The organism is Paenibacillus sp. TSA_86.1, assembly GCF_052691815.1.
The window spans coordinates 545773-572625 of sequence record NZ_JBQZGE010000001.1; the positions used below are offsets into that span (position 1 = coordinate 545773).

25 protein-coding genes and 1 pseudogene are annotated in these 26853 nt (G+C 41.6%); 24 read left to right on the top strand and 2 right to left on the bottom strand.

The features are described 5' to 3' along the window. The first annotated feature begins 398 nt into the window (after positions 1 to 398). Entirely contained in the window at positions 399 to 1505 is a 1107-nt protein-coding gene (locus tag ACUTVW_RS02400) for a glycosyltransferase (RefSeq protein WP_445644299.1), read from the top strand. Positions 1506 to 1834: 329 nt separating this feature from the next. On the opposite strand, the gene ACUTVW_RS02405 is transcribed toward ACUTVW_RS02400, so the two are convergent. Further along, complete coding sequence (locus ACUTVW_RS02405) at positions 1835 to 2365, bottom strand: DUF5412 family protein (protein WP_445644300.1); 531 nt, start codon at positions 2363 to 2365, stop codon at positions 1835 to 1837. A 10-nt stretch (positions 2366 to 2375) separates the two neighbouring features. Beyond that, positions 2376 to 3269 carry an AraC family transcriptional regulator gene (locus tag ACUTVW_RS02410; RefSeq protein WP_445644301.1) on the bottom strand — a complete coding sequence of 298 codons (894 nt, stop codon included), beginning with the start codon at positions 3267 to 3269 and terminating at the stop codon, positions 2376 to 2378. A gap of 121 nt (positions 3270 to 3390) precedes the next feature. Between ACUTVW_RS02410 and ACUTVW_RS02415 the strand changes: the two genes are divergently transcribed. From ACUTVW_RS02415 to ACUTVW_RS02525, 23 genes and pseudogenes are all read left to right on the top strand, one after another. Next, positions 3391 to 5244, top strand: coding sequence for an ABC transporter ATP-binding protein (locus ACUTVW_RS02415; protein WP_445644302.1), 1854 nt, complete (start codon positions 3391 to 3393; stop codon positions 5242 to 5244). Between the two features lie 109 nt (positions 5245 to 5353). Then, positions 5354 to 7237 carry an ABC transporter ATP-binding protein gene (locus ACUTVW_RS02420; protein ID WP_445644303.1) on the top strand — a complete coding sequence of 628 codons (1884 nt, stop codon included), beginning with the start codon at positions 5354 to 5356 and terminating at the stop codon, positions 7235 to 7237. Positions 7238 to 7332: 95 nt separating this feature from the next. Continuing rightward, positions 7333 to 8175 (top strand): Rpn family recombination-promoting nuclease/putative transposase, encoded by an 843-nt coding sequence (locus ACUTVW_RS02425; RefSeq protein WP_445644304.1) that lies wholly within the window; start codon positions 7333 to 7335, stop codon positions 8173 to 8175. A gap of 331 nt (positions 8176 to 8506) precedes the next feature. After that, a complete protein-coding gene (recQ, locus tag ACUTVW_RS02430; RefSeq protein ID WP_445644305.1) occupies positions 8507 to 10387 on the top strand; it encodes a DNA helicase RecQ in 1881 nt (626 codons plus the stop codon). A gap of 1242 nt (positions 10388 to 11629) precedes the next feature. Then, positions 11630 to 13672, top strand: a complete 2043-nt coding sequence (locus ACUTVW_RS02435) for a B12-binding domain-containing radical SAM protein (RefSeq protein WP_445644306.1) — start codon at positions 11630 to 11632, stop codon at positions 13670 to 13672. Between the two features lie 131 nt (positions 13673 to 13803). Next, complete coding sequence (locus ACUTVW_RS02440) at positions 13804 to 14913, top strand: tyrosine-type recombinase/integrase (RefSeq protein WP_445644307.1); 1110 nt, start codon at positions 13804 to 13806, stop codon at positions 14911 to 14913. Positions 14914 to 15069: 156 nt separating this feature from the next. Further along, on the top strand, positions 15070 to 16578 hold the full coding sequence (locus ACUTVW_RS02445; protein WP_445644308.1) for an SIR2 family protein: 1509 nt from the start codon (positions 15070 to 15072) through the stop codon (positions 16576 to 16578). A gap of 179 nt (positions 16579 to 16757) precedes the next feature. After that, the gene (locus ACUTVW_RS02450) at positions 16758 to 17426 is read left to right on the top strand and encodes a hypothetical protein (RefSeq protein WP_445644309.1); all 669 of its coding nucleotides are present in this window, start codon (positions 16758 to 16760) and stop codon (positions 17424 to 17426) included. A 190-nt stretch (positions 17427 to 17616) separates the two neighbouring features. After that, positions 17617 to 18090 (top strand): hypothetical protein, encoded by a 474-nt coding sequence (locus ACUTVW_RS02455; protein WP_445644310.1) that lies wholly within the window; start codon positions 17617 to 17619, stop codon positions 18088 to 18090. Positions 18091 to 18240: 150 nt separating this feature from the next. Further along, entirely contained in the window at positions 18241 to 18954 is a 714-nt protein-coding gene (locus tag ACUTVW_RS02460; protein WP_445644311.1) for a hypothetical protein, read from the top strand. 179 nt (positions 18955 to 19133) lie between these two features. Further along, positions 19134 to 19631, top strand: coding sequence for a DUF6933 domain-containing protein (locus tag ACUTVW_RS02465; protein ID WP_445644312.1), 498 nt, complete (start codon positions 19134 to 19136; stop codon positions 19629 to 19631). Between the two features lie 16 nt (positions 19632 to 19647). After that, positions 19648 to 19989: pseudogene (locus tag ACUTVW_RS02470) on the top strand (GNAT family N-acetyltransferase); the annotation flags it as partial. A 264-nt stretch (positions 19990 to 20253) separates the two neighbouring features. Further along, positions 20254 to 21051, top strand: coding sequence for a phosphotransferase (locus ACUTVW_RS02475; protein ID WP_445644313.1), 798 nt, complete (start codon positions 20254 to 20256; stop codon positions 21049 to 21051). A 44-nt stretch (positions 21052 to 21095) separates the two neighbouring features. Continuing rightward, positions 21096 to 21584 (top strand): hypothetical protein, encoded by a 489-nt coding sequence (locus tag ACUTVW_RS02480; RefSeq protein ID WP_445644314.1) that lies wholly within the window; start codon positions 21096 to 21098, stop codon positions 21582 to 21584. A 45-nt stretch (positions 21585 to 21629) separates the two neighbouring features. After that, positions 21630 to 22052 (top strand): GNAT family N-acetyltransferase, encoded by a 423-nt coding sequence (locus ACUTVW_RS02485; protein WP_445644315.1) that lies wholly within the window; start codon positions 21630 to 21632, stop codon positions 22050 to 22052. A gap of 73 nt (positions 22053 to 22125) precedes the next feature. Continuing rightward, positions 22126 to 22893, top strand: a complete 768-nt coding sequence (locus ACUTVW_RS02490) for a nucleotidyltransferase domain-containing protein (RefSeq protein ID WP_445644316.1) — start codon at positions 22126 to 22128, stop codon at positions 22891 to 22893. Between the two features lie 16 nt (positions 22894 to 22909). Next, a complete protein-coding gene (locus ACUTVW_RS02495; RefSeq protein ID WP_445644317.1) occupies positions 22910 to 23302 on the top strand; it encodes a hypothetical protein in 393 nt (130 codons plus the stop codon). Positions 23303 to 23351: 49 nt separating this feature from the next. Then, positions 23352 to 23909 carry a shikimate kinase gene (locus ACUTVW_RS02500; RefSeq protein WP_445644318.1) on the top strand — a complete coding sequence of 186 codons (558 nt, stop codon included), beginning with the start codon at positions 23352 to 23354 and terminating at the stop codon, positions 23907 to 23909. 193 nt (positions 23910 to 24102) lie between these two features. Then, positions 24103 to 24522, top strand: coding sequence for a DUF7674 family protein (locus ACUTVW_RS02505; protein ID WP_445644319.1), 420 nt, complete (start codon positions 24103 to 24105; stop codon positions 24520 to 24522). Between the two features lie 158 nt (positions 24523 to 24680). Further along, on the top strand, positions 24681 to 25262 hold the full coding sequence (locus ACUTVW_RS02510; protein WP_445644320.1) for a DJ-1/PfpI family protein: 582 nt from the start codon (positions 24681 to 24683) through the stop codon (positions 25260 to 25262). Between the two features lie 198 nt (positions 25263 to 25460). Then, positions 25461 to 25562, top strand: coding sequence for a hypothetical protein (locus ACUTVW_RS02515; protein WP_445644968.1), 102 nt, complete (start codon positions 25461 to 25463; stop codon positions 25560 to 25562). A 169-nt stretch (positions 25563 to 25731) separates the two neighbouring features. Beyond that, the gene (locus tag ACUTVW_RS02520) at positions 25732 to 26241 is read left to right on the top strand and encodes a hypothetical protein (protein WP_445644321.1); all 510 of its coding nucleotides are present in this window, start codon (positions 25732 to 25734) and stop codon (positions 26239 to 26241) included. A gap of 172 nt (positions 26242 to 26413) precedes the next feature. After that, entirely contained in the window at positions 26414 to 26851 is a 438-nt protein-coding gene (locus ACUTVW_RS02525; protein ID WP_445644322.1) for a GNAT family N-acetyltransferase, read from the top strand. The last annotated feature ends 2 nt before the right edge of the window (positions 26852 to 26853 follow it).

Sequence of the window (26853 nt, forward strand, 5' to 3'; positions counted from 1 at the left end):
AATATCACCGACCACACTCTTAGCATGAGTACCACCTACACTTAAAGTCAGCAGCAGTAGCAACACTCCCAGTACCAGTACCAATTACTGTAGAGAATATAGCGTATTCATGAGGCAAGTTTTTCTAACGATCACCAGAAGCCTTATTTAGGTCATTTTGAAGCTCACAGAATTCTAACGATCACCAGCGACGTTATTTGCTTTAAATTCAGTGATTTCCCTCAAATTTTGGCCTGAAATACGAAAATAGGCTCATCTGTGATCGTTAGATTTTCAAAAGCGCTGAAATGTGCTAAATAGCGTCATCTGTGATCGTTAGAAATTCTAGATTTTTACAAGTTGCTTAATCTCTTTGGTTGTGTGAATCAGTACGCGTACGGCAGGAAGGGGCTCAAAACGTGATCACCATCAGTTTGTGTATGATTGTGAAGAACGAAGAACGCACACTGGCAAGGTGTCTTGAATCGGTGGCTGACCTTATGGATGAGATTATTATTCTGGATACGGGGTCGTCGGATCGAACGATGGACATCGCTGCAAAGTATACCGACCGGGTCTATACGTATACATGGAATGAGGACTTTGCTGCAGCGCGGAATGAGTCATTCGCCCGAGCCACACAGGAGTATATCCTGTGGCTGGATGCGGATGACGTGCTGTTGCCCGCGGAACGGGCTAAGCTTGCCGTGTTGAAGGAGCAGCTGCCGTCCGGAGGCAAGACGGCGGGTGTGATTATGGGTTATACGCTGGCCGAGGGGCCGGAGGGAAGTCCGCTGGTAGCGGACCGCCGGCTTCGCCTGGTCAGGCGGGATGCCGGTTGCCGCTGGCATGGCCGGCTGCACGAGCAGCTGCGCTTCCCGCAAGGCGAGGTTTTTACGGCAGATATTGCCGTCACCCATCGCCGCGAGGCGGGCAATCATTCGGCGCGAAACGTGCGCATTCTGCGCAAATGGATCGCCGAAGAGGGCATAGCCCAGGGACGCCTGCTGTTCTACTATGCAGGCGAATGTTATGACCGCCAGCGCTACGCGGCGGCGGCACGCGGTTACGCGAAGCTGCTGGAGCAGCCCAGCGGTTACCGCGAAGATCGGCTCATTGCCTGCGCAAGGCTGGCGGAATGTTATGAGCGGCTTGGCGAGCCGGGCCGTAAGCTGGGCGCATTGCTGCAGTCGTTCCAGTACGACTTGCCGCATGCCGATTTCTGCTGCGCCATTGCCGCCTGCTTCCATGAGCGGCAAGAGATCGTCACCGCCATCTATTGGTATATGCAGGCGGTGGATGTGAGCAGCCGCGATCCGGGTCTGCGCCCCGTACCTGCGGCATGCCGCACGTGGCTGCCACATGCCCGGCTCTCGCTCTGTTATGCCCATTTGGGCAACTGGGAGCAGGCGCTTTTGCATAACACCAAAGCTAGACATTATCTGCCGGATGATCCAGGCCTGATCGGGAATCGGGAGAAGCTCGAAGCCGTGATTCGCAAACAGCGGAAAGAAAGCGAAGGGTAACATATGGAAGAAGGAACAAATACGGAAAGTGAAGATGAGGTATTCAACAGAATGAAGCTAGCAATCCATTGCTGAAACGGAATCATAATAGTTTTCAAATATAGCAACCAGATTAGCAATCAAATATAGCATTCAAATAATGGTCTTACTACAGAGGCCTAATAAAAAGCAAACCCCGTTTAGCCGAGAAAGTCGGTAAACGGGGTTTGCTTTTTACTTTGTTTTAGTATGAACAGTGTATACCAAGTTTAAAACAACTGAACTTATCGTTCATAACCATTTTCCCAAGCGAAGTTGTCATGACATGATATTTCATCAGCACATGTTGATCACGATTCAGGTGACAAACATCGGACATACTGGTCTTTTGTGCGCAAGCTGCTGCAAGCCCAGCCCCATCCATCATAAATTTCTTCATCTATATTCAAGGTAACCGTCTCGTTACTATACTCGCTCCAGTTTTCAATGCGAAGGGTATTGTCACTTTCCCATTCGAGGTGATTTCCGCCATGAAACTCTGCGCGATAGATGCTTTTGGCATTCGAAGCGTTTGAATCCGCTGTTTTCCGTACGTCTACCCAGATCGTCACCCCGCCTGCTGCGCCGCCGTAGGGAACACCGTATAGTTCGGCCGTGTATTCCCCATTTGGGGATGACATGGACGAGCTCAGATCGCCCTCACCCGAACGATCAAATGTGGAAAGATAGGGCCGGAGCGTAAAGAAAAGCGTTAACGCCACGATGGGCAACATAAACAAGGCGATGAATATTGAAGTGTTTGGATGCCTGAGAACCCAAGATTGGTGTGCGTTTATCGGAGATGAATCCGGGCGAGGAGTTCTATCTTTTGTCGTAATCATGCACCTTCCTTTAGAGCGTAATCTGTTTGGCAGGGATATAAATATCCAGTTCTCCGTAATGCTCCTGGGCTAGACTGCCGTCTATTCTTTCAAAATAATAAGCATCACTTTTGCTGTATCCGGAATGACTTTGCCAGTATTCATCGATAAACGTCCATACACTATCCAGATGATCGATATTAATCAGGCTTGGATGGAAATCACAGACAAACTTGAACACGGCATACTGATTGGCAGGTACTTCGATGCCGTTCAGTTCTTCGGGGATCTCTTCCAAACTCGTAACTTCAACAGATGGCTGATAGGTACTGTAGTGTTCTTTAATCTCACTGGTCAATCCAATGTATACGTTGTCGTGCAGCACGTTAGGGATCAGATGAAAGTACTTTTCGTAAAAAAGGTTGCCTGCGGAATTGGATTTATAATATTCCTCGTTATCCACATATCGAATCCGGGATTGCTGACCGATAAGCTTCATCGCAGGTTTCCGTACATAAATCGGATGAAAAATGTATCCATACGGAAGGATCGTAATCATCGACGAAGTCATACGAGCCGTAAACTGTAAATCACCAGCACCCTGTTTGCGGTATTGCAGGGGGGTTATCCCAAAGGCCTGTTTGAAAGCCCGAATGTAAGACTGCTCATGTTCAAAAGAATAATGTCCGCTAATATCGATAATTTTCCAGTTCAGATCGACCAGTTGCTCCAGACTACGGGCTAATTTGCGAGCACGAATATACTCTCCAGGTAACTGGCCGCTGGCATGTTTAAACATGCGATGCAGATGGAATTTGGAGATGTGGGTTATCGATGCAAGATGATCGAGTGTCAGCTTCTCATGAATATGGTCTTCTATGTAATCAAACAACGTATCCAATGTCTGTAGTAGATCTGGTTGCATATAGAAACTCCTTATTTCGTCCTGATTTATAGGGGATAGCAAGAAATGTTCATTTTTTCCTTATCACTGATGATATCATAACCAGATACTTAATTTGATGACAAGATTGGAGTAATTACATATGTTAGCCGACCAAACGATAACAGACAAAAGAACGTATAAGCCTATCCAAATACTGACACGGTTATGGACATTAACCGGAAAATATCGCATGTTCATCATCCCACTGCTCATTGCAGCTTTGGCCGCCTCGCTGGTAGAAGTAGGATATCTGGAATCCATTCGCAGATTGGTCAAAGGCGCAGCGGAATCACAGTTTTCTCTAATGTATTCAGGGTTGATCATCGGCTTTTCGATTGTCGTGCTACGTGTCATTGTAAGCCTATTCACAACATGGTCGGAGACGTTATTGAAACAGAAGACCCAGGTGTTTTTACAGTCCAGGCTGCTACATTCCCTTGCACGAACAGATACACAAGAACTGGCAAAGTATCATACGGGGGATCTCACATCCAGAGTATGGACTTCAGCTACGGAGGCTCAGAAAGGCATCAATCAACACGGGATAGAACTTGCGAAAAATATGATTCAATTGCTTCTGGCATTTGCCTATTTCAGCTGGGTGAACCTGCAACTTGCTCTTGCCATTATTGCGTTCACATTAATCTATCCGCTGGTAACGGCAGGACTTGGAAGAAAACTGCAGCGAGAACATGACCGATTGAATGCAAGTGCAGCGGAGAGGGATGAATTGCTTACGGATATCATTCAAGCCCCGGTGGAAATCCGCAGCTACGGACTTTCGGGTTATATGCAGCAGCAGTTTAGCAGACGAATGAATCAAGTATTTAAGCGTACGATGTCTGTTTCGGTTTTACAGCGTATGACGGAGGCTGCTGCACGGGTTTCTACTTACGGGGGCATGATCCTGATTTTGTATCTCGGTGGAATACAGGTGTTGCATGGACATATGGATGTGGGTGGATTGGCGGCTTTTCTCGTCGCAAGCAGTCAGTTGACACGTCCGATTGAAGCACTGTCAGGGCTATGGAGTAAAGTGATTGGATCGGCTTCTCAGGCGGCTCGTGTGTTTGAAATGTTGGATTTGGAAAAAAAGAAACCAGCTGCCGCTCAGCCGCAGCTCAAGTTTATGACCCAAGGTGTTCATGTAGACAAGGTATTCTACAGATATGCAGAGCAAGAAAAAGTGTTATCGAACATTTCTTTTACAGCCGCCAAAGGCAAACTTACGGTAATTACAGGCCCTAGTGGATGCGGAAAAACAACTTTACTTAAAGTGATAGCTGGTTTACATGCACCTGCGAGCGGTTCAATCCAGATGAATAATCCAAATAACTCAAATAATTCAGCGCTTGCCTATAAGGACTCTGTGGGATTGGCGGCCCTTAAATACCCTGATCAGGACATAGAAAGGGGTATAAAGCACGTTTATGTTCCACAACAAGCCTTCATTTTCTCAGGAACCGTAGAGGAGAATATTAGATTTGGCGCAGAAGGTTTGTCTGCTGAAGAGGTGCAGCTTGCTGCCCGTATGACTCTTGCTCATGACACCATTATGAACCAGACGGACGGTTACAAGACAGAGCTTCAGCCGCAAGGGGGACACATGTCTGGCGGAGAACTTCAACGGATCAGTCTCGCCAGAGCAGTGTTAAGAAAACCGGAAATTTTATTGCTGGATGAACCAACCTCCTCACAAGACCCGTGGCATGAGCAACAGTTGAATGAGCTATTTACGGTTTTAGCAACAGAGTATGACACAACGATTATAGCTGTCACTCATCGGTTATCTTTGATTGAGCGCGCAGATCAGGTGATCTACATGCGGGATGGAGAGGTTGTTGACATGGGTACTCACCGTGAACTGCTGAATCGTGAGAATGGTTACCTTGCTTACCTTGCGGAGCAGAATGCAGAAGAACGAATAGATGAAGAAATGCCAGAACGGATATAAACAGATCGAAAGAGATACAAGGTCGATAGAGAAGTAAGACGGTGCACATGAAGCAGCAGTGTCGATGGAAAATGAACATGGCGCATAGAGGTGGAGGGCAAGATCACAGATGGAAGAGCACTATAAGAACAATGATGTAGAGGGAAATAAACCTATATATGGAGAGGAACATAAGCGCATAGATGAAGAGGGACATCATAACAGTGATGGAGATCAGGATATGAATAAGGCCAAGGAAACAGCATCTCTGAGAAAGGTTTGGCCGATTATTGTGCGCTTTATGAAGCCCTATAGATGGGCGGTAATCATTATGTTTCTTTTTATTGCGGCGGACGCGGTGTTCGATTGGGGTCTGGCCTTTGTGCAGGGATTTTTCGTTGATGCAATCCATGACGGAGGACAGGAGAAATTGAATGCTACGGCGATAACCTTTATCGCAGTGTTGATCGGGTTTATCGCATTACTGGCGATGCATCGCTATGTGCTTGTACGGTTTAAAGAATCCATGCATAGAGACATGTCGATGAACCTGCTCCAGCTTTTCAACCGGATGCCTTATCCATGGGTTCGGAGACAGAAGTCAGGGGATGTGATGCTGCGAATCAAGGAAGATACCAAGCATGGTGCAGAAGTCGTGGAGGCGATGGCAGAAGGAGTGACGGTCGTTTTTATTTTCGTTCTCTCGCTGGGGTACTTGTATCGCGCAGATGCATGGGTTGCAGTCATTGCACTTGTCAGTGCGGCGGCGATCTGGTTTACGGCAAGGGTATATGACCAGCGCATTATAAGGTTATCGGATGAAGTGGAATCCATGGAGGGTGAGTCACAGCAGCAGATTCAGCAATACATGGAAGGTGTTCCTGTGATCCAGGCATATAACGCTTCGCCATGGTTTCTCACACGCTTGCGTATGCAGCAACAATCACTTAACCGAGTACAGGCGAAGCTGCAGATGACCTTAAGCATATCCGATAATGTGGCGATGGCCGTATTTGGTCTGGCTCAATTGGTAGCATTATTTCTGATTGCTTTAGCTGCAGCGAGGGGCGCTTTGTCACCGGGAATGGTTGTGGCAAGCAGCTTGCTGTTTGAACTTGTCGTATGGCCTGTATTAGGCTTGTCCAGTCAGTGGAGCCAGATGCAGTCTAGTATAGGTGCATTTGGTCGCATCTCCACATGGCTGAATCTAGCGCAGCGAGCGGAACAAAATGAAGTAAAAGAATACAATTCAGGACACAGAGAACTTCCGCAAAATGAACAGCCTATCCTGACACTGGATCAGGTCACGGTATTGGATGAAAGCAGCGGTCGAACGATCCTGGATCGGATTACGCTTAGATTGGTACCCGGTGAACTGGTGGCAGTAGTGGGTAGCAGCGGAGCCGGGAAGTCCACACTATGTCAAGTATGTGCAGGGCTAATCAAGCCGACTTTTGGACGTGTGATGCTGGGGAACGAGGATGTAGCGCAGATTATGGCTCAGGATCAACAATCCCGGCTAACGTATATGCCGCAGTCTCCTGCTTTTTTTACGGGAACGATTGAAGAGAATATTCGTCTTGGCAGGGACGCTACATTAAATGAAGTGAAACTTTCAGCGGGACAGGCTGGTTTACATGAATTTATTGAGGATCAGGAAGGCCAGTATGATGCGATTTTGCAAGAAAAAGGAGCTAATCTTTCCGGAGGACAACGCCAGCGTCTGTCTCTTGCCCGGCTCATGGTGAGATCCTCAGATGTGTATATTTTGGATGAACCCACATCATCGCTGGATAACCGGACGGAACAGTTGGTCATGAAACAACTTCGCCGCTTCGTGCAAGGGAAAACGGGATTACTGGTGACTCATCGCATGGAGCTCGCCCGTCAATGTTACCGGATTCTAGTGATGAATCAAGGACGAATTGCTGAGGATGGCACGCATGAGCAACTGATGGAGCGAAAAGGCTTGTACTATCGCATGAATGTTAGGGATGCAGCGTCGGGGGAGTGAGACTGGAAGAAGGAAGTAACTTGCAATACTTAGTTCATTATGCAATTAACTAGACCGGACGTGGTATAATGTATAGAAACGGAGTTGATGGTCAGATGGCTGATTTGCTTGATCCACGGAACGATTTTGTTTTCAAGCGTATTTTTGGTAGTGAGGAAAACAAAGATGTGCTGCTTGTGTTCTTAAACCGAACGTTTGCGGAATCAGGTGACCCACCGTTGACGGAGATTGTACTTCTCAACCCGTATACAAATAAAGATGCTCCCCTAGACAAACAGTCGATTTTTGATATTTGGGCTAAAACGTCAGAAGGTAAGCTGAAAAACATTGAGATGCAGCTGTTTAATAAATACGATATTGAGAAAAGAACCCTGTACTATTGGAGTAAGCGTTACTCTAGCCAGTTGCAGGAAGGACAGTCCTATAAAGAACTGAAGAAGTGTGTTACGATTAATATTCTAAATTATTCATTTATTTCCAACAATCGATATCATAATATCTTTCATCTGAGAGAAGATCACACTGGACTTGAACTGAGTGATGATATAGAAGTACACTTTATGGAACTTTCCAAGCTTGACGCTCAATCAGTCCCTATAGAAGGAGGGTTAATTAACTGGCTTTTGTTCTTAAAGGGTGCTGACAAATCCAATTGGGAGGTGTTGCAAATGAATGAGCCGACATTGAAAAAAGCGATGGATACATTGGAGTTCCTAAGTCAAGATCAGGAGGCGCGTCGTTTGTATGAGGCGCGTCAAAAGTACTTGCATGATGAGGCCTCGATGATTGAATGGGCTACGGAAAAAGGATTGGCTCAAGGAGAACAAAAAAAAGCTTTGGAGATTGCCCAAAACATGCTTTCACTAGGAATTGACATTTCGGTTATCGTCAAAGCCAGCGGTTTAACAGAGTCCGAGGTCAAAGCGCTTAAAAGCTAAAGCTGTTTGATAGATAGAACTGTTTAAAAGCTAAAACCGCATGTGACAGCTAAAATAGTTTGTTATGAAAAGGAAAGCAGCCGTTTGTCTCCACCCGGGATGAACGGTTGTTTTATTTGTGTGCGAGAAGATTCAGGTTTTTACATTAAAACGCGGTTGCTCATTCGGGCTGTGCCCGTTAAACTAAAGAGAGCGGCGTTTTGCTTGACGGACAAGTCATGAGAACGCCATTTTGTTGTCAGGGATGCGGCGCTGGTGCCGCGTTTGGATGTCAGAATCGGATAGAACCAAGCCGGTGCAGGAACACCGGTGACAAGTAAGGAGTCTTTACATGAGTGTGCAAGCACCTACTTTAGAAGAGGCGCAGGGTCTCCTGCAAAAATATTATGGTTACCCCGATTTTCGTGAGGGTCAAAAAAAGATCGTTTCCAGCCTGCTCGAATATGAGGATACGCTGGGGATTATGCCAACCGGAGGCGGGAAGTCAATCTGTTACCAGATTCCCGCCCTGTTATATCCGGGGCTGACGCTGGTCGTCTCCCCGTTAATATCATTGATGAAAGACCAGGTCGATGCGCTGACGACCGCGGGCATTGCCGCCGCTTATATTAATAGTACGTTAAGCGGCAGAGAAGTGAATGAGCGCATCCGCGCGGCGCAGCGCGGTGAGCTGAAGTTGCTCTACGTCGCGCCGGAGCGACTGGAGCTGGACTGGTTCCGCGAGGAGATGGGGCAGCTGCCGATCTCTTGCGTTGCCGTAGATGAGGCCCACTGTGTGTCACAGTGGGGTCATGATTTTCGGACAAGCTACCTGGCGGTAGCGCCGTTTGTGGATAGTTTGCCGGAGCGGCCGGTGGTTGCGGCCTTTACGGCGACAGCGACGCCCGAGGTCATGGGCGATATTCTGCGGCTCCTGCGTTTGCAGGACCCGCAGACGTATGTGACCGGACTAGGGCGAGATAATCTGGCGTTTAGCGTGCTACGCGGCGAGAGCAAAAAGGATTTCGTCTTGAACTACGCGCGCGAGCATGCCAGCGAGCCAGGTATTGTATACGCCGCGACCCGTAAGGACGTGGACGATCTGCATCAGCGTTTACTGCAGGCAGGTTTGCCCGCAGGACGTTACCATGCAGGCATGACGGACGATGATCGGGCTCAGAGCCAGGAACAGTTTTTGTACGATGATATCCGCGTGATGGTGGCAACGAATGCATTCGGGATGGGGATCGATAAGTCCAACGTACGTTATGTACTTCATTACAGCATGCCGAAGAATATGGAGGCGTATGTACAGGAAGCCGGACGTGCAGGACGGGATGGTGAGCCGAGTCAGTGTATTTTGCTATTCGGAGCACAGGACATCATTACTCAGAAGTTCCTGATTGAGCAGAACCCGATGGAGGGTGACCGCAAAGCGAACGATTACCGCAAGTTGCAACAGATGGTGGATTACTGTTATACCACACGCTGTCTGCGAAGCGCGCAGCTGGATTACTTCGGTGAAGTGCACGAGGACAAGCCATGCGGCATTTGCAGTTCCTGTACAGACGAACGTGAGCTGGTGGATATGACCATTGATGCGCAAAAAATATTCAGCTGCATTCACCGCATGCGTGAACGCTACGGGGTATCTCTTGTGGCTTCGGTACTCAAGGGTTCCCGTGCCAAAAAAGTATTGGACTACGGCTTCGATTCCTTGCCGACGTACGGCGTCATGGGCAATCGTACAGAGCGCGAAATTGCCGAGATCATCAACGTGATGGTATCCGAAGGTTACCTGATGTTGTCCGAGGGACAATATCCCGTAGTACGTCTGCAGCCGCTGGCGGTGGAAGTACTAAAAGGTCAACGCGAAGTCATGCAGCGTGTCGTACGGAAAACAGCGGCTACAGCTTCCGGTACGAACTACGGCGGACGCCGCGGACGTGATGCAATGCCTTCGGCTGTGAACGAAACTGTGTTTGAGCAGTTACGCCTGATCCGCCGTGATCTGGCCGCCAAAGAACATGTACCATCCTATATCATCTTCAATGATGCCACTTTGCGCGAGATGAGTGTGGTATGTCCGAAGACAGAACGTGACATGCTGACGATTAAAGGGGTCGGTGAAGTGAAGTACCGTAAGTACGGACTGCCGTTCCTTGAATTCTTCCAGAAGCAATCGGGCGAAGAAGTGGATACAGACGATGACGCTTTTTATGAATATGAGTGATATATGTTAGTGATATATGATAGTGAATATGTCGTGAGTGATGAAAGATGAGGATAAATGACAAGAGACAAGTAATGTCTGATCTGTGATCAGCGACCTGTGCCTGAAGACTAATTTTAAAAGATTAAAACCTAAAACCTAGAGATTAGAGATTGTACTAAAGTTTAGGAAATAGGAATTAGACACAGACAGAGATATGGGAAGAAGCAGAAGCAATATAAATTGAACTAAGAAAACGACATTATGCCGACTAACTGTCCATGATCGTCAAAGGGCGCTGTAATGGGGCAAGAATACCAGCCTTGTTATGCTGCTCAAGTAGAGGATGGAAGGCTAACGATCCCCATGGAGCTTATTTGCCCTGAATCGGGGACATTTGAAATCTAACGATCTCCAGGAAGCTTATTTCATTCAAAATTCTGAAAAATGAGTCTGATTAAGCTGATTTCAGCAGAATAGCGTCCCTGGGGATCGTTAGAGTTTTCCAAAGCTCGAATATGCCGAAATAAGGCTTCTCCTGATCGTTAGCGCTTGCAGCAGAGGGTCGCGGACTTGCACTAGCCATAGGCGATGGGTAGTGCCGATGGATGATATTTGCTGGTGAGCCTGAATTGGTAAGCATATCAGAATTGGATTATGTACATTCTTTAGTTCAACTTATATAGATCAGAATAGGAACGAACTCAGAAAGTAATACATGTATCTCATGAAGTGTGTCCCTGCAGAGTAGACAAAATGGATGAGATTGTCTTTTAAAGGGTGGACATTGGCGTTAAAAGTTACTAAGGAGTATTGGCACATTATATAGTGATTTTTATGGGATTGAGTCTATATATTGTATTTTTTGTTGGGTGGAGAGTGTATGTGTTTTTAAAAGAGGTGTCCACTCTTTGAAGGACAAAAATCGAATATGTCTGTGATAGGCGGACTCATTGGCATTGTGCGAGCTTGGTAATGGCAAAGGTATAAGTTAGGATGTAGTGAAGGTGCTAAAGGTCGGTGTACGGACGATAGGAATTAGACTAGTCGATTAATACATGGAAGATTAACAAATCGGTTGCGAGTCTGGCGCGTGGTGCGTGTACTGGCGGAAGTTGGTGTGGTTTTGTGCAAGTGTGGCCATAGATAAGGCTCGGACTTGCGTAGAGGTTTATCTGAACAGCATCCAGGGCAGGATGGCTGTGGAGCTTTACTTTTCCCAAAAAATATGTGGTCTGGGTGTCCAGGCAAAGGTTGTGAACCATGAAGGTAATTTTATCGACTTTGAATGCAAAGTACATCCATACCTCGCTGGCGCTGCGGTGTTTGAAGGCGTACAGTGAGAAGGATTTTGATATTGAACTCGCGGAGTATACGATCAAAGACCCGGTCATGAATATTGTGTCGGATCTGTACCAACGCGGTGCGGATGTGATTGGGTTTTCGTGTTACATCTGGAACATTGAAGAGACGATCAAGGTGATTGATAATTTGAAAAAGGTTATGCCTGACGTGAAAATTTTGCTGGGCGGGCCGGAGGTGTCCTACGACACCGAATATTGGATGAACCGGATTCCTAATGTCGATTTTATCGTCATGGGTGAAGGGGAAGAGACGCTGCATCAGCTTTTGACGGAGCTGGAGGGCAGTAAAAAGTTCCATTTTGTATATGGACTGGCGTATCGCAAAGGGGAAGAGGTTATTCTCATGCCAGGACGTCCGAAAGCGGACTTAAATGATCTGCCGTCGCCGCATCGCTTTGAAGAGGATATCCCGGAACTCGGGAAGCGGGTTGTTTATTTCGAGACCAGCCGGGGCTGTCCGTTTAGTTGTCAGTTCTGTCTGTCCAGTATTGAGGTCGGCGTGCGGTATTACGATATCGAGCGGACGAAGTCGGACATTCTGTACCTGATCGAGAAGGGTGCGAAGCTGATTAAGTTTGTAGACCGGACGTTTAACATTAAACGGGATTATGCGATGGAGATGTTTAAGTTTCTGATCGAGAATCATCAAGGAACGGTGTTTCAGTTTGAAATTACGGCTGATATCATGCGTCCTGAGGTGCTCGATTATTTGGCAGAGAATGCGCCGCCGGGTACATTCAGGTTCGAAATTGGGGTACAGTCCACGAATGATCCGACGAATGAACTGGTGAAACGCCGCCAGAACTTTGCCAAGCTGAGTCGTACGGTGAATAAAGTCAAAGCCAGCGGCAAGATCGACCAGCATTTGGATCTGATCGCCGGATTGCCGGAGGAAGATTATAATACGTTCCGCAAGACGTTTAACGATGTGTTTGCCTTGGGGCCGGAAGAGCTACAGCTTGGGTTCCTCAAAATGCTTCGCGGTACGGGACTTCGTCTGGATGCAGAAAAGTACAATTATACGTATATGGATCACGCGCCGTATGAGATTTTGGGCAGTGACGTGTTGCCGTTTAGCGACATCGTTCGCCTGAAACGCCTGGAGGATGTGCTGGAAAAATACTGGAACGCACACCGGATGGATCATACGCTGAAGTATTTGATGGAGCAGGAGTTTGATTCGCCGTTTGATTTCTTCCAAGCGTTTGGCGATTACTGGGAGGGTCAGGGCTGGCAGAAGATCGGGCATCAGTTAGAGGATTTGTTCACTCGTCTGCATAGTTTCCTAGAGTCGCGAAACACGCCGCACATGGATATTGTGCTTGGTCTGATGAAGCTGGATTATTTCCTGGGACATAAGTACAAGCCGCGTAAAATCTGGTGGGACGATGTGCTCCAGAAAGATCAATGGGCAGGCTATATGAAAACGTTGGCTGAACGTCCAGAGGACGTTCGATTGCCGCGTGTTGCCGGTGCCTCTGGCTCGGCATGGCTGGAAAGCAGCGGCGCGAGTGGAACGGCCGCTGCAGGAACTTCGGCGGCTGCCGGAGAGGACACTGCCGCAGATGCGGCGGGTGTGATCGGCAGCCACGCCGGGGATGTTGCGTCGCTGGCAGCGCGCGACGCAGTGGAGTCCGCCGCGGATGGAGCGGCGGACATGGGGCACGGCAACGCTTCGCGTGCGTTGCCGATGACCTCGGCCATGACCGCACAGACGGTCATGGGTGCCCGTGTTTTCGCCGATCTGGGACTCGGCGAAAAGGAACTGCAGAAGCACGCCGTACTGGACGTGCTTCCGTTCCGGCTTGAGCGTGTGCTTGCTGGCGCCAGCCCGCTTGCCGCGAAAGGCCAGACGCTGCTGGTTGTCGTATACCAGCAGCACGAAGACCAGCAGGCGCAGTATTACACATTGCCGCTGGGAGAAGAAGCCGCTGCTATGTAGGTGCAGCGACCATATTTCCGAAAGCATCGGAAGATCATTGGATTCCCTTACGGGATGAAGATGATCTTCCTTTTTTATTTTCCAAATTCAATAGAATTCATATATCCAATGGAGCTGAAGGAGAATGTCGTATGAACAACCGAACAGAAGCTTCTATCATACTAACCAAAGGTTCTGCTGATACATTGCATGTGCAAATTCCATATAATACGGTGCACATTCAGCGCATTCGTCAGGTAACAGGGAGAAGGTGGGAGACTGATGCAAAACGCTGGATCATTCCCTACTCAGACGCATCTCTTCAGGAGTTTACAAAGCACTTTGATGCGCTAGATGTAGAGATTTCCCCGGAGTTGTGGGTGGAGAGTGAGATATTGAGAAACTGGAAGTTAAGAGGGGAACATCCCAAATGGAAAAGAGATGAGTTGCTGCAAGCTCTGAAATTAAGAGGATATAGTCGGAAAACGATTAAAGCATACTATAATCAGATTGAACGATTTGTGGCCAGTTTTCCTCAGATCGATACAGAAATCCATACATCTCATGTTCAGACATATTGTTTAAGTTTACTTGAGCGAGGAATTTCCCATTCGAGTGTGAATCAGACGATTAGTGCGATTCGATTCTATAGTAAACATGTTCTCCATAATCCTACAGCGATCCAATTTATACGCCCCAAAAAGCAGATGAAGCTACCCAATGTTATGTCCGAAACAGAAGTCACCCAATTGCTGAAAGCTGTGACTAATCTCAAGCACAAGACAATTCTTTATCTAACCTATTCGGCAGGGCTTCGAGTCGGCGAAGTCGTTCGTCTATGCTATAGTGATCTGGATATTGAGCGTCAGACCATTATCGTAAGGCAGGGAAAAGGTCAAAAGGATCGAAGAACTCTTCTCTCCCATCTTGCTTGGGAGATTGTACAGAGGTACATCACCGAATATAAAACCGATCGTTGGTTGTTTCCAGGACAATCTTCAGATCGACATCTTACGGAGCGCAGTGTACAAAAGGTTTTTGAAGAAGCTAGACAACGAGCAGGTATTGTAAAAAAGTGTAGCATTCATGCTTTGCGGCACTCATTCGCTACACATTTGCTGGAAAACGGAACAGACCTGCGCTATATTCAGGAGCTTCTTGGTCATACGAGTGCACAAACAACGCAAAGATATACGCATGTCAGCACAAAAAATATTCAGCGTATTCAAAGTCCATTGGATCGTATGGACATGGGAGATTGAATACCTCAAACTTCTCCCTTTTTCACCAAATTTTTCTTCGCAAATACCCCCCCATAGGTTATCATATACGTAGTTCAGATATTACTTTGGAAGTGTGATATTTACGAAGTACATAAATTAGATGTTAGATGAAATTACTATAGAGGACTGATAAAAATGGAATTGAATAAAATAATAGAATCTTTATTGGAAGAGAATAAAACAAAAAGATCTTACGAAATGTTAGAGGCACTCGTTATGAAAGTGTTACAAGAATATTTTCATGAAAGAGGTAAGGAGTTAATCCCTAGTTATATTATAAAAAATGATTTTTATTATGGAGAGTTTGATGGCTATGCCCCAGAGGGAATTGAGAATCTTGAAGGTCCTACAATTTTTGAAACTAAATTTTATAGAAGTAAGACGTCCATGAATAAATTGTTTTTTAAGGAAAACGTAGGAAAAATAAATAATAGAATAATGAAAAGTGGTTTGGAAGTTAGGAATATTGTATTTATTATTACGTTAGAGCTTACTGAAAAAGAAAAGGAGAAGTTACAAGAACAATTTAATAAACAAGAAAGCATTAATATCGAAATATGGGATCTTATCAACTTAACAAAAATATTTGAGTTATACCCCCAGACAGTTAATGAAGTATACGAGAATATATCTAAATTGTTGATAAATAATAAAATATCTACAAGTATAAAAGAAAGTAAAAATGATTGGAAAAGCAAACAAAGAACCAACATCGAACAATTAAAAAAGGCATATGTAGATGACGATTTAGTATTGTTTTTAGGGGCTGGTGTCTCAATAGATGCAAAGATTGCATCATGGGATGATTTAGTTAATGATCTGTTAGTTAATTTGATAGGAAGCAAACTAAGTGAACATAATGTGAATTTAAATGAAGAAGAGAAAGCTTTTATTGTAAAAAAGCTAAAGGCATCTAATGGTAACTCACCATTACTAATGGCTAGATATATCAGAAAAGGTTTAGAGGATTTATTCGGTAAAATACTTATTGAAATACTTTATAAGAATTCTGTAGATACTTCCGACCTTCTTGATGAAATTGCTCAGTTATGCTTGCCAGTAAGGAATAGAGTAGGCATTAGAGGAGTTGTTAATTATAATTTTGATGATTTAGTAGAATATAACTTAAAAAGATACAAAATTAAATTCAGATCTATTTATAGAGAAGCTGACTTACCATTACCAGATGAACTTGGCATTTATCATGTTCATGGATTCTTGCCCAGAAATTCTGATGAATACGATAGCTTATCTAAATCTTTACTTGTGTTTTCTGAAGAAGGGTATCATGATTTAATGCTTGATCCTTACAATTGGTCAAATTTAGTGCAACTTAATTATTTAAGAGAAAATACTTGCTTATTCATTGGTTTATCCATGACTGATCCAAATATAAGAAGATTACTAGATATAGCAGTGAGAAAACAGGAAGAAAATATGTATAAGCATTTTGTTTTTATGAAGCGTGACTCATATGTAAGAGAAGATTACGATAAAACTAATATTCATAATGCTAGTATAGAGAAATTCGATATTGTAAATCAAAACTTGCAAGAAGATTACTACAAGGAATTAGGGCTTAATATTGTTTGGTACGACTCATATGAAGAAATACCAAAACTTATAAAACAAATAAAAGAGTAATGTGAGATTAATCTAAGAAGAAAGTAACTTCATCTAACATAATATTCACGCTGCGGACATACGTCCTTGGCCCGGCATTCGCCGGATACTCGACATGCGTCGAGTCGTGAATACAGGAACGTTAAAAGAAATCGGCGCTAAGCAATTAAAACTAGAAGTACAAATTGGAGGAATAATAATTGTTTTCTGATTTTAGATACAATCCTAACTCAAAACAAGTTCATGATTTTTGGAAAGACAATTTCAATAATTTAAATGATTTTTATGTGAATTGGGAAACAAAATCTTATGAATTGAAACTTGCTTCTGAATTGATTTATCAAGAATTTAAAAGTGCAGTGGATACTCTTGTAAGTCAAATAAATGTTGATGAAGAAGAAGATGAGTCACTTATCTATAGACAAAGTTTTGGATCAATATGGATGATGTTATGTGGGTATAGTTTAGAATGCCTTGTGAAAGGAATGTATTTCATTGTAAACCCAAATGATAATATTAGGGATGGTAAAGTAGTAGTTGATTGGAAAGGATCTGGTCACGACCTAATAACTCTTATGAATCTGTACAATGAAATTGTAACAGAGGAAATCAGAATTAGTTTAAATGAAAATGAAATAAGTTATTTGAGGAGAGCTAGTGAGAATTCATTATGGATAGGGAAATATCCTTTACCTAAAAAATATCAGAACACAATTCCAGTATTACAAGAAGGCGAAGGATATGCACCACTTGGATTAATTAATGTTAAAGGAGATAAAGATATTTACGAAGAGATTTATAAAAAATTACAACAGCTTTTTGAAACTTGCTATAAGGAGAAAAAAGCAGAAATTCAAAAAGAAGAATAATATTTTAGTATTTCAATGAAGGCACCAACATCTTATAACATAATATTCAAGCAGCGGCTCCTTCGGAGCCTTGGTCTGCGGATGGATTTCGGAGAGGGATTTCAGCAGACAGCCCCTTCGGGGCTCATGAATACAAGAACGTTATATGAAACTATTTGAATTCTATAAAAAGGAATAGAGAGGACATTTTATGAAGATTAAAAACAAAAGTGCAATAAGTGATAAATATTTGGAATTAATAGATAAGATTTATAAAGAAGATAAATCGTTAAGTTTGGACGATACAATTAATACCTTCAAAAAGGTGGAAGACCATTTTGACAAGTATAGTATTGACGAATTACTTTATTTGAAATCAGAATTGAACGGAATATTAGAAGATTTAAAGCAAGTAGCTATAATAACAGGTTTTATGTCATTAGTATTTTCTATAATATTACTTTTTATTAATTCTTCTGTTGAATTCATGTCTTCAAATTTTCCTGAAAAAAATATTATGTTATTAAATTGGATTAAATACATAATTATTTTAGTAGTATGTCTAACTATACTTATTTCCTTTGGTAAGATACTTATGCGTTATAGTGTTAGATATAGAAGACTAAATATAGTTAATAATATACTTAATAACTATATTGAAAAATACAAAAAAGAGAAAGAATAAATGTATCCTAGATAAAGAAAATAGCATCATATAACACGATATTCACGCTGCGGACATTCGTCCTTGGTCCGGCATTCGCCGGACACCTAGCATACGCCAGGTCGTGAATACAGGAACGTTAGATGATATATCAGAGTGGAGGTTTTTAAGATGAAGAATCAATTAGAACTTCGTGACAGCTTTACTAGGTCACTTTTTAATGAATCAAAAGACCTGAACATTGATTTGTCAGAAGTAGTCATTGATAATGTTCTGGAGAATGAGATTGTTAAGGAAATTCCTATCGTGAAATCGATTGTCGCTGCTACAAATATAGGACTCAGAATCAAGGAAAGGCACTTTGCAAAGAAATCTTTATTGCTACTGAAACAATTTTGGAACTCTTCAATAGCTGAGGAAGAACTTAATAAATTCAAGTCTCGTTTAAACAGTGACCCAAAATATACAGCGAAGGTTATGGAACAACTTTTAATTATTCTTGATAGATATATTGAAGAAGAAAAAGCAGTAATTATGGGTAAGTTGCTTGCATCACATGTGAATGACAAACTAAATGAAGAAGAATTTTTTGAATATATAATAATATTAGATCAGTTGTACGTAACTGATTTTAAAGTATTGAGAATGTACTATGACAAAACAATGGAATTTGAAAGCAATACGCATATTAAGTTTATCAATTTTGAAAAAGATGAAGGAATTAAAATTAACAGCTCAGTTCAGCGACTAAGAACTCATGGCTTCTTAGATAGAAACAATGCAGCGAAGTTAAGTGGCGGCCTTAAAGATTCAGTAGATGTAGAATCAAGAATAAACTCATTTGGTATTAAATTTTGTGAATATGGATTACTCGAAGAAGTCTGATACATCATCTAACATAGTACTCACGCTGTGGGACTTTCGCCCCTTGGTTGTCAGATGTATAATCATGGAAGTAGTCCAGACAACACGCGACCTAGCCGAAGATAGAAGCTATCTAAAGCTGGGTCGCGTCGTGAATACAGGAACGTTAGGCGAAATCAGTAAGAGAAGGGGACAACATAATGCTTGCACTAAGACTTACCAAAGACTTATTGAAAGATATGAAAGTGACTCCAGTTGAAGATATCAATGCAGCTCTGTTTTTAAGCTGGCATGTAAATATTTATAACTTGAATAAACGAAAACACATTGTTTTTGTGAACGATTTAACTAGATTAGCTATTATCATTGATGGAATTAGAACAGGGCAAATAGAGCGGTTGAAAGAAAAATTTATGATAACTCTTCGGGAATACTTACTCCGAGAGGGCGTTAATGAAAGTCTTATCAATAGATATTTTGCGAATAGCGAAGAAGTAGTTATCTCGAAAACAAACAATAGAAGCGTCCTAGGAACTATGAAAGAAGTTACGTGGTTTATTGAAGATGATTTTCACGATAACATTGAACGCATGAAGTGGCTAAATAGAATGATTCATAAACCAATAGATTACAAGGAACCGATCAATTATTTTAAAGAATCCTTATGGAATATTAACAACTACAACATAATTATCTGAGGCTTTTGGAGATTCCGAGTTTTGGGCTAGGGAGTATCTGAGCCATACTAAAGAGTCATCACGTATTACGTATATTGCTATGGACCGTCTGACACCCGTAGGCATGATTAGAGTTAATTGTCTTCATACGAATACTGCCATTATCCATGATTTTTGTGTGCTTCCCGCATTTCAGGGGAGGGGATATGGCCGTGAAATTCTTTCGAAGGTAGTTGATTTCTTGCAAAATCAAGAGTACTCTCCAATCCGCTTGAGTGTAGTTACTCAAAATAGACGTGCATTAAGTCTGTATCAGTCCATAGGATTTGATGTGTCTGCGGAATCTCTTTATTATGTGATCCCTATGGATGACCTTTAGTTGATTAAGTTCAGGAAATGAACGGGATACAAATTTAAAATCTTAATGATATATCAAAGTATCAAAGATAACGCTGAAATTCTATAACATAGTATTCATGCTGCAGGGTTATCCCCCTTGATTGTCAGATGCTAATCATGGAAGGAAGCTCAGACAACAAATGACCCAGCCTAAGATAAGAGCTATCTAAGGCTGGGTCATTTTATTAATACAGGAATGTTAAAGGAAATCAGCGCATGACACAAAAATGAGGGGAACAAAACCATGGATAACAGATTATCTATACCAAGTAAATTAATCAATCTATCGGAATTAATGAGTGCCACAGCCATTGAAAAAGGAAGGCATTATCAATCGGTGTGCATTTTGGAGTTTAGTAATTCTATAAAGTATGTATTGAAAGAAAAAAATGTTGAAGATTCCGGTAGTTTGATGGACGAAGCAGAAAGATTAAAATGGCTCAATGATATAGTTCCAGTTCCTAAAGTTGTTGGTTATTTAAAGGAGAACGGAAAGGAACATTTAGTTATGACCTACATAGAGGGCTGTACCGCAGAAGAATACAAGCAGGAAGCGGGGCAAAAAAGTCTAGGTTATATTCTGGGAGAGGGATTAAGAACAATACACAATATCTCCATTCATAATTGTCATTTCAACGATAATTTGCCGGATAAGCTTATTGATATGGTAAGGAAGAATATTACTGAGAGAAAACATGAAGTCAAGGATGCTATTAACAAGTCATTTCCCAATCATACCATTGAGCAATTGATGGATTTCTTGGAAATGTATAAAGCGTCGACAGAAGAACTGGTTTTTACGCATGGTGATTATGGTTCGGGAAACGTTATGTTACATAAGGGGCGTATTGCAGCATTTATTGATGTAGGAGCATCTGGGATATCCGATCCGTACTATGATATTTATTATCTTGTAAAAAGTCTTACATTTTATACGGATAAGGAAGAAGAAGTAGATGAGTTTATGAAAGGATATGGCATATCGGAATTAGATGAGAATAAAATGAAATTTCATCAGATCATTGATATTTTATTGTTGTGAGTACGTTACGTTATCTGATATCTTTCATGAGGTGAATGTATCTAATGATAAAATTAAATATAAAAGTATTGAGCTTGATCTTATTTTTAATTTTGCCTGCCTGTTCGGCCAGTAATGAAAAAGATCCTTCTGACTCCATCTTTCAGGTTGGCGTAGATGAGATTGAAAATGTTAAGGTCAACGAAACTTTTCAATTCGTAGGGTATTTGAAAAATTCATCAAAAAAGACAGTGGAGATATCTCATGGATCAGGTATGTTCAGTTATGAGATTTATAATGAAGCTGGCGAGAGAATCCTTCCAAAAGTAAACGTGCTATTAGAACACGCTATTGGCTATCAGGTTGAGCTTCGACCAGGTGAAGTATATAGAAACAATGGACAAGATCAACGAAGTAAGGAATATTATGAATTCGTTATCCAGCAGCTAGGCAATTACAAAGTTAAAACACATGTCGAATTTATGATGAATAATGATGGCAAGCAAAAGAAAATAAGCTTATGGAGTGAATCCAAAGAATTTCAAGTGCAGTAGAGGATTGCAGGGGAACTCAACATAAATTTATCTGAGGTGATTTCAATGGAAGTACAAATACTCAATAAACAAATTAGTGTAGAAGAATATATGAATCTGAGGGAAATCGTGGGATGGGGTAATCCTGAAAATATAGAGGCCATTGAACGTGGATTAAAGAACACGTTATATTCCATCTGTATAGAGGTTGAAGAGCAGACCATAGGATATGGAAGAATCGTAGGCGACGGTGGGTTTACTTTTTACATACAAGACATTATCGTGTTACCTTCCTATCAGAGGCTAGGTTTAGGCAACAAAATAATGACGGAACTGATGGAGTATATTACAAGTACGTATCCGCCCGGAAGTTCAGTCGGACTCATGTCAGCAAAAGGCAAAGAGGATTTTTATAAGAAATTTGGATTCGTGGAGAGACCCAATGAAAGTTATGGTGCAGGGATGATCCAATACTTAAAGAAACCATAGTAGAGACATTTCGAGCAAGAGAAATTCACCGGACACATAGCTGAAAGAAGTTCTTAGTTTAGGAGGAATTCATATGATATTAGAAAAAGTTATAAAACAAATTAATATACAAAGTGAATATAAGGATTTGGTTGCTACGTATGTAGAGCATATCCTGAACGAATTCAAAGATAAGATTCATAGCATTTATATGTGTGGCTCGATTCCAAAAGGAACGGCTCAACCTTATAAGTCAGATGCAGACTTTACGATTGTATGTGCAAATCCCGAAGATATTGATTACGAAAGATTGTCAAATATCAAAGATAAGCTTTTGGAAGAATACCCATTTGTCACGAAGATGGATACGATCATTTGCTCGATGGATGATGTATTAAGTAGGCCGAATGATTGGGGTTTTTGGGTTAAGATCATTTGTGTTTGCATACATGGGGAGGACATTGGTGAAAAAGTACCCCCGATCATTATCTCTCCAGAATTCATTTTAGACTTAAATACAGATACCAAGGAGGAAGTGGATCGCGTACATCGTTCACTTTCTAATGCTACTGATGACGCGCTGAAAACTAGATATACTAAAGGTTACTCGAAGAGATTACTTCGCGCATTATATTCATTGATTATCGAAGGTACAGGGGTATGGGAAGACGACATAACGAAGATGAAAAATGCGATATTGAACTATTGCGAGATTGACCCCGCTTTAGTTGAATATCTGTATGCTTGTTACTTGGATAGTCGTCATGTACCTGTTGAAGAGTTTCTAAGAAATGCAGAGGAAGTATATCGCTATTTCGAGAATGCCTTACATACAATGGCTGCTTCCAGAAATTCAAAATGAATGTGAGGTGGGACAGATGAAGGAGGCTACTCCTAAATATGTTGAACAAGCATCCATGGAAAGTCTCATACAAAAGTTGAATCTGCCGCCACTCACTCCATTTTCACAGGACTGGGAGTATACGTCGGCTGATGCATCGAGATTAGATGAATTTATTACGTATTACGAGAATCATCAATTAAACGACAATGAGAAATTTACACTGATGATCATTATGATCTCTTCATTGGATGACTACCTTTCCGAAGGAAAAGGAACGGATGGTCACAAACTATGGAATAGAATAAAACAAAATCTACGTAAAGACTATGAGTTACATATCCATACTATTAATTATTGGGCTCAAGATGAGAGCGATCTGGAAGATTGTTTTGCAGTCACACCTTTTGTAAGAGAAATAAGAACCTAAAATATAAGTGCAGTGATTTCAACAGATTTTAAGAACAGGGGTGATTACTATGAAGTTCATACTGATCTTTGGCCCACAGGCCGTTGGGAAGATGACGGTTGGTCATGAATTAACGAAAATAACGGAATTAAAATTGTTTCACAATCATATGTCGATTGAGTTGTTTCATCCCTTTTTTGGTTTTGGTAGTGAAACCTGGAGGTTATCAAGTATCGTAAGAAGAGAACTTTTTGAATCATTCGCAAGCAGCAACCAGTATGGACTTATTTTCACTTACGTTTGGGGGTTTGATCTTCAAGAAGACTGGGAATTCGTGCAGCAAACATGTAACATCTTTGAAACGAATGAAGCAGAAGTTTATTTTGTTGAATTAGAGTCAACGATCGAAGAAAGATTAAAACGAAATACAACGGCATTTAGACTTGATCAAAAACCAACAAAAAGAAATATTGAAAATTCTGAAATGGATTTAATTAAAACGATGGAAAAACATAGACTCAATTCTAACGAAGGAGAAATTACTAGAGAGAACTATTTGAGAATCAATAATACACATTTAAGTGCAGATGAAGTTGCAAGATTAATTAAAGATGCATTTGATTTATAGTACTTGTGGAGTATTTTTGAGAAGTTGCCAATTTCATATAACATCATATCCACATTTAGAACCTGCCGGCGCTCGGTTCGCAAGAAGCGAGTGGCAAGCGAGAAGATTTAGTGGGCATATGTGTACCTACTAACTGCATCGCGACCATCAAATAGTTGGAACAAAGATCTCGAATCTGAAGGTGAATACTACAATGATTGAAAAAGAAGAAATCATGGACAGGTTATTAATAGCCGTGCCCTCCTATAAGGATAGATACGAACGGTACATCCAAGAGAACTATGAACTTGGGGAAGAGAGATTGATCTATGTCGATATAAATGACTTCGTCAAACATATTATTGAGTGTTATCAACGAAAAAAGACGGATGAATTCGATGAATTATTCGAAGTCATTGAAAAGCTTCATACGGATGGAGATCCTTATGTTAAAGAATTTGCTACAGTCGGTATTCTTGAATCATTTCAGAACCAATTATTGGATGAGAATATTGAGAATAGTGAATTTGAAAAATGTTTAAAACCAGAATCAATACGATGGTGGAATCATTTAATTGACTTTTGGAATGGAAAAACTCCATACATTGGAGGACCGATTAAGGAGCAATCATAATTTTGGATGTTAATTGATGTTGAACACAGTTCGTTTTGGCACCCTGTATGGGGAGAACGACTAGGTGATTTAAAAGGGGCATTTCATAATTCAAAAACCAGATAAATTCAAGACAATTTCTAGAAGTGAATCACTTGATATTGGAGAGGAATGATTTTATGAAGATGGCATTCATTTTATTCAATGGAGTAACATTTCTTGATTTTGTTGGTTTCTATGATGTTATTTATCGATTGAACTTATTCCAGCAAACCAAAGGAACAACATGGGACATTTGTGGACTGACTGAGGAAGTGACAGATGAGCTTGGGATGAGTGTAAAGGTGAACGTAATAAAACCTGATTTATCTCAATATGATCTTGTTTTTATTCCAGGAGGTATGGGAACTAGAAAACTAAAAGAAGATACTGAATTTGTGGATTGGATTCGAACAGCCGAATCGGTAAGTTACAAAATCTCGGTTTGTACGGGTTCACTTTTATTAGGGGCTGCCGGTTTTTTGAATGACAAGATAGCAACAACCCATCCTAATGTATATGAATTACTTGAGCCTTACTGCAAAGAAGTAGTTAAAACAAGAATCGTTAAAGATGGAAACGTGATAACTGCCGGAGGAGTAGCGACATCGATTGATTTGGGACTATATTTAATTGAATTGTTTGCAGGTCAAGAAGAGGCAAATGTAGTAAAGAAACAAATTGATTATCCCTATACTGCAGTAGGAATCATTGAAGTGTAGGCTTTTCAAGCCGTGTTCTCTACCCTCCCTGGTGCACGAGAGGAGAGTCTTTCCCAGTAAGAGAATTTAGATGGACACAATACAGATATGAGGTGAGACATTTGAAGTATTTCTTCGGGGTGTTAACTATCTTTGGAATAACAGTGCCCTACCATGGCGTTTATTCCTTGGATTGGTGAAAACGGATTCAATCTGACGATGCTAATCAATGAGGCAAGACAGAATCGAATTAGCGAGTTTGCTTGGTTAGATGTGTTAATTTCAGCAGTTGTTTTGATTGGATTTATCATAAATGACTAGAAGATGAATCATGCCAGAATTCAGCGAAGTTATTTGAAGAAGGCTTTGCCGACCGATAACATAAGCTCAAGCTTTACGCTGTAGGTATCCGTTCTAAGCCCAAGTAGTTGCCGTCATTAAGAATAACTGAGCTGTGATCGATTATACTTATACGCTAGGAGGGATAATATTGCGAGTAAGTACATTTCTCGAAGGAAAAGATTATAAATTTGAAAGTGTGGAATATTTTTCTCCAGAAATCAAAGCGCTAGTGGTTGATCATCATATCAATGTCACACAAGGAGAAAGTGAAAATATTGCGAACATACATGTTCAATATAACGAGAGCTTGTCCTTTCAATGTAAAGTAATTGATTTATATCAGGAGCATTCACCAAAGATTACATGGATCCAACATAGTTACGTTACGGATACATCGAATGATGATTTTGATTATGAGGATGTTATGCCTCCCTTTGGTGTTGTAGAGTTATGTGAAATGGATATGAAATGCGATTCGGATTGTTCAAAAGTTATGATCCAGGCGTTGTTCCAAATGACGTTTAACTTCTTGCTGGAATATCTCGATTTGATTGTTTTCCATTCAAGGGAAGTTACGAATAATATAGATGAAGAGAACATGAGATTTAAGCGTTTCATGATCAACGGAGAATTATATTACAGGTCGACTGTTTACTAAGTATATTAATATGAAGAAAAAGAGAGTGGAATTGTATGTGATAGTATTTTGATCACGCTGAAGAATGAACAAGTTTTATATGGAAAATATAAAGTGGATAGATAATTCCTTTCGGTAGCGATCGAGAAAAGAAGCCGATGGAATCACTTAATATATTTTATGGAGGTCAATTATGGATGTTGTAATTCGAGAAATCCAAGACACTGATTATTCTGATCTAGTAATGTTATGGAATAATGACTTAAACAGTCCAACCGTTACTTCTGAAAATGTAACTGCACGGGTTGAAAGACTGAAATCAAATGAGAATTACAAAATAGTAGTTGCCTTACTAGATAACAAGGTAATAGGTTGTATTTCAATGGTACAAATCATGGCTTTAGAATACGAAAAAGGATACTTACAAATTAATGGTCTGGTTGTTCAAGAAAATGTTCAACAAAAAGGAGTAGGCACTAAACTAATTAACCATGCCGAGGATTTTGCTTCAAAGAACGGACTTTCTTACATGATATTGAATTGTGGATTTCAACGAACAAAAGCACATGAATTTTACGAATCCAAAGGGTTTGATAGATTATCCTATTGTTTCACGAAAGCGGTCCAGTGAGG

Excerpts from the sequence above, each read along its gene's own strand:
- recQ (WP_445644305.1), top strand. The coding sequence starts at position 8,507 with ATGAGTGTGCAAGCACCTACTTTAGAAGAGGCGCAGGGTCTCCTGCAA.
- ACUTVW_RS02490 (WP_445644316.1), top strand. The coding sequence starts at position 22,126 with ATGATATTAGAAAAAGTTATAAAACAAATTAATATACAAAGTGAATAT.
- ACUTVW_RS02525 (WP_445644322.1), top strand. The coding sequence starts at position 26,414 with ATGGATGTTGTAATTCGAGAAATCCAAGACACTGATTATTCTGATCTA.
- ACUTVW_RS02415 (WP_445644302.1), top strand. The coding sequence starts at position 3,391 with ATGTTAGCCGACCAAACGATAACAGACAAAAGAACGTATAAGCCTATC.
- ACUTVW_RS02405 (WP_445644300.1), bottom strand. The coding sequence starts at position 2,365 with ATGATTACGACAAAAGATAGAACTCCTCGCCCGGATTCATCTCCGATA.
- ACUTVW_RS02495 (WP_445644317.1), top strand. The coding sequence starts at position 22,910 with ATGAAGGAGGCTACTCCTAAATATGTTGAACAAGCATCCATGGAAAGT.
- ACUTVW_RS02475 (WP_445644313.1), top strand. The coding sequence starts at position 20,254 with ATGGATAACAGATTATCTATACCAAGTAAATTAATCAATCTATCGGAA.
- ACUTVW_RS02480 (WP_445644314.1), top strand. The coding sequence starts at position 21,096 with ATGATAAAATTAAATATAAAAGTATTGAGCTTGATCTTATTTTTAATT.
- ACUTVW_RS02420 (WP_445644303.1), top strand. The coding sequence starts at position 5,354 with ATGGAAGAGCACTATAAGAACAATGATGTAGAGGGAAATAAACCTATA.
- ACUTVW_RS02460 (WP_445644311.1), top strand. The coding sequence starts at position 18,241 with ATGAAGAATCAATTAGAACTTCGTGACAGCTTTACTAGGTCACTTTTT.
- ACUTVW_RS02515 (WP_445644968.1), top strand. The coding sequence starts at position 25,461 with ATGCTAATCAATGAGGCAAGACAGAATCGAATTAGCGAGTTTGCTTGG.
- ACUTVW_RS02410 (WP_445644301.1), bottom strand. The coding sequence starts at position 3,269 with ATGCAACCAGATCTACTACAGACATTGGATACGTTGTTTGATTACATA.
- ACUTVW_RS02510 (WP_445644320.1), top strand. The coding sequence starts at position 24,681 with ATGAAGATGGCATTCATTTTATTCAATGGAGTAACATTTCTTGATTTT.
- ACUTVW_RS02445 (WP_445644308.1), top strand. The coding sequence starts at position 15,070 with ATGGAATTGAATAAAATAATAGAATCTTTATTGGAAGAGAATAAAACA.
- ACUTVW_RS02485 (WP_445644315.1), top strand. The coding sequence starts at position 21,630 with ATGGAAGTACAAATACTCAATAAACAAATTAGTGTAGAAGAATATATG.
- ACUTVW_RS02435 (WP_445644306.1), top strand. The coding sequence starts at position 11,630 with ATGAAGGTAATTTTATCGACTTTGAATGCAAAGTACATCCATACCTCG.
- ACUTVW_RS02500 (WP_445644318.1), top strand. The coding sequence starts at position 23,352 with ATGAAGTTCATACTGATCTTTGGCCCACAGGCCGTTGGGAAGATGACG.
- ACUTVW_RS02425 (WP_445644304.1), top strand. The coding sequence starts at position 7,333 with ATGGCTGATTTGCTTGATCCACGGAACGATTTTGTTTTCAAGCGTATT.
- ACUTVW_RS02440 (WP_445644307.1), top strand. The coding sequence starts at position 13,804 with ATGAACAACCGAACAGAAGCTTCTATCATACTAACCAAAGGTTCTGCT.
- ACUTVW_RS02465 (WP_445644312.1), top strand. The coding sequence starts at position 19,134 with ATGCTTGCACTAAGACTTACCAAAGACTTATTGAAAGATATGAAAGTG.
- ACUTVW_RS02455 (WP_445644310.1), top strand. The coding sequence starts at position 17,617 with ATGAAGATTAAAAACAAAAGTGCAATAAGTGATAAATATTTGGAATTA.
- ACUTVW_RS02505 (WP_445644319.1), top strand. The coding sequence starts at position 24,103 with ATGATTGAAAAAGAAGAAATCATGGACAGGTTATTAATAGCCGTGCCC.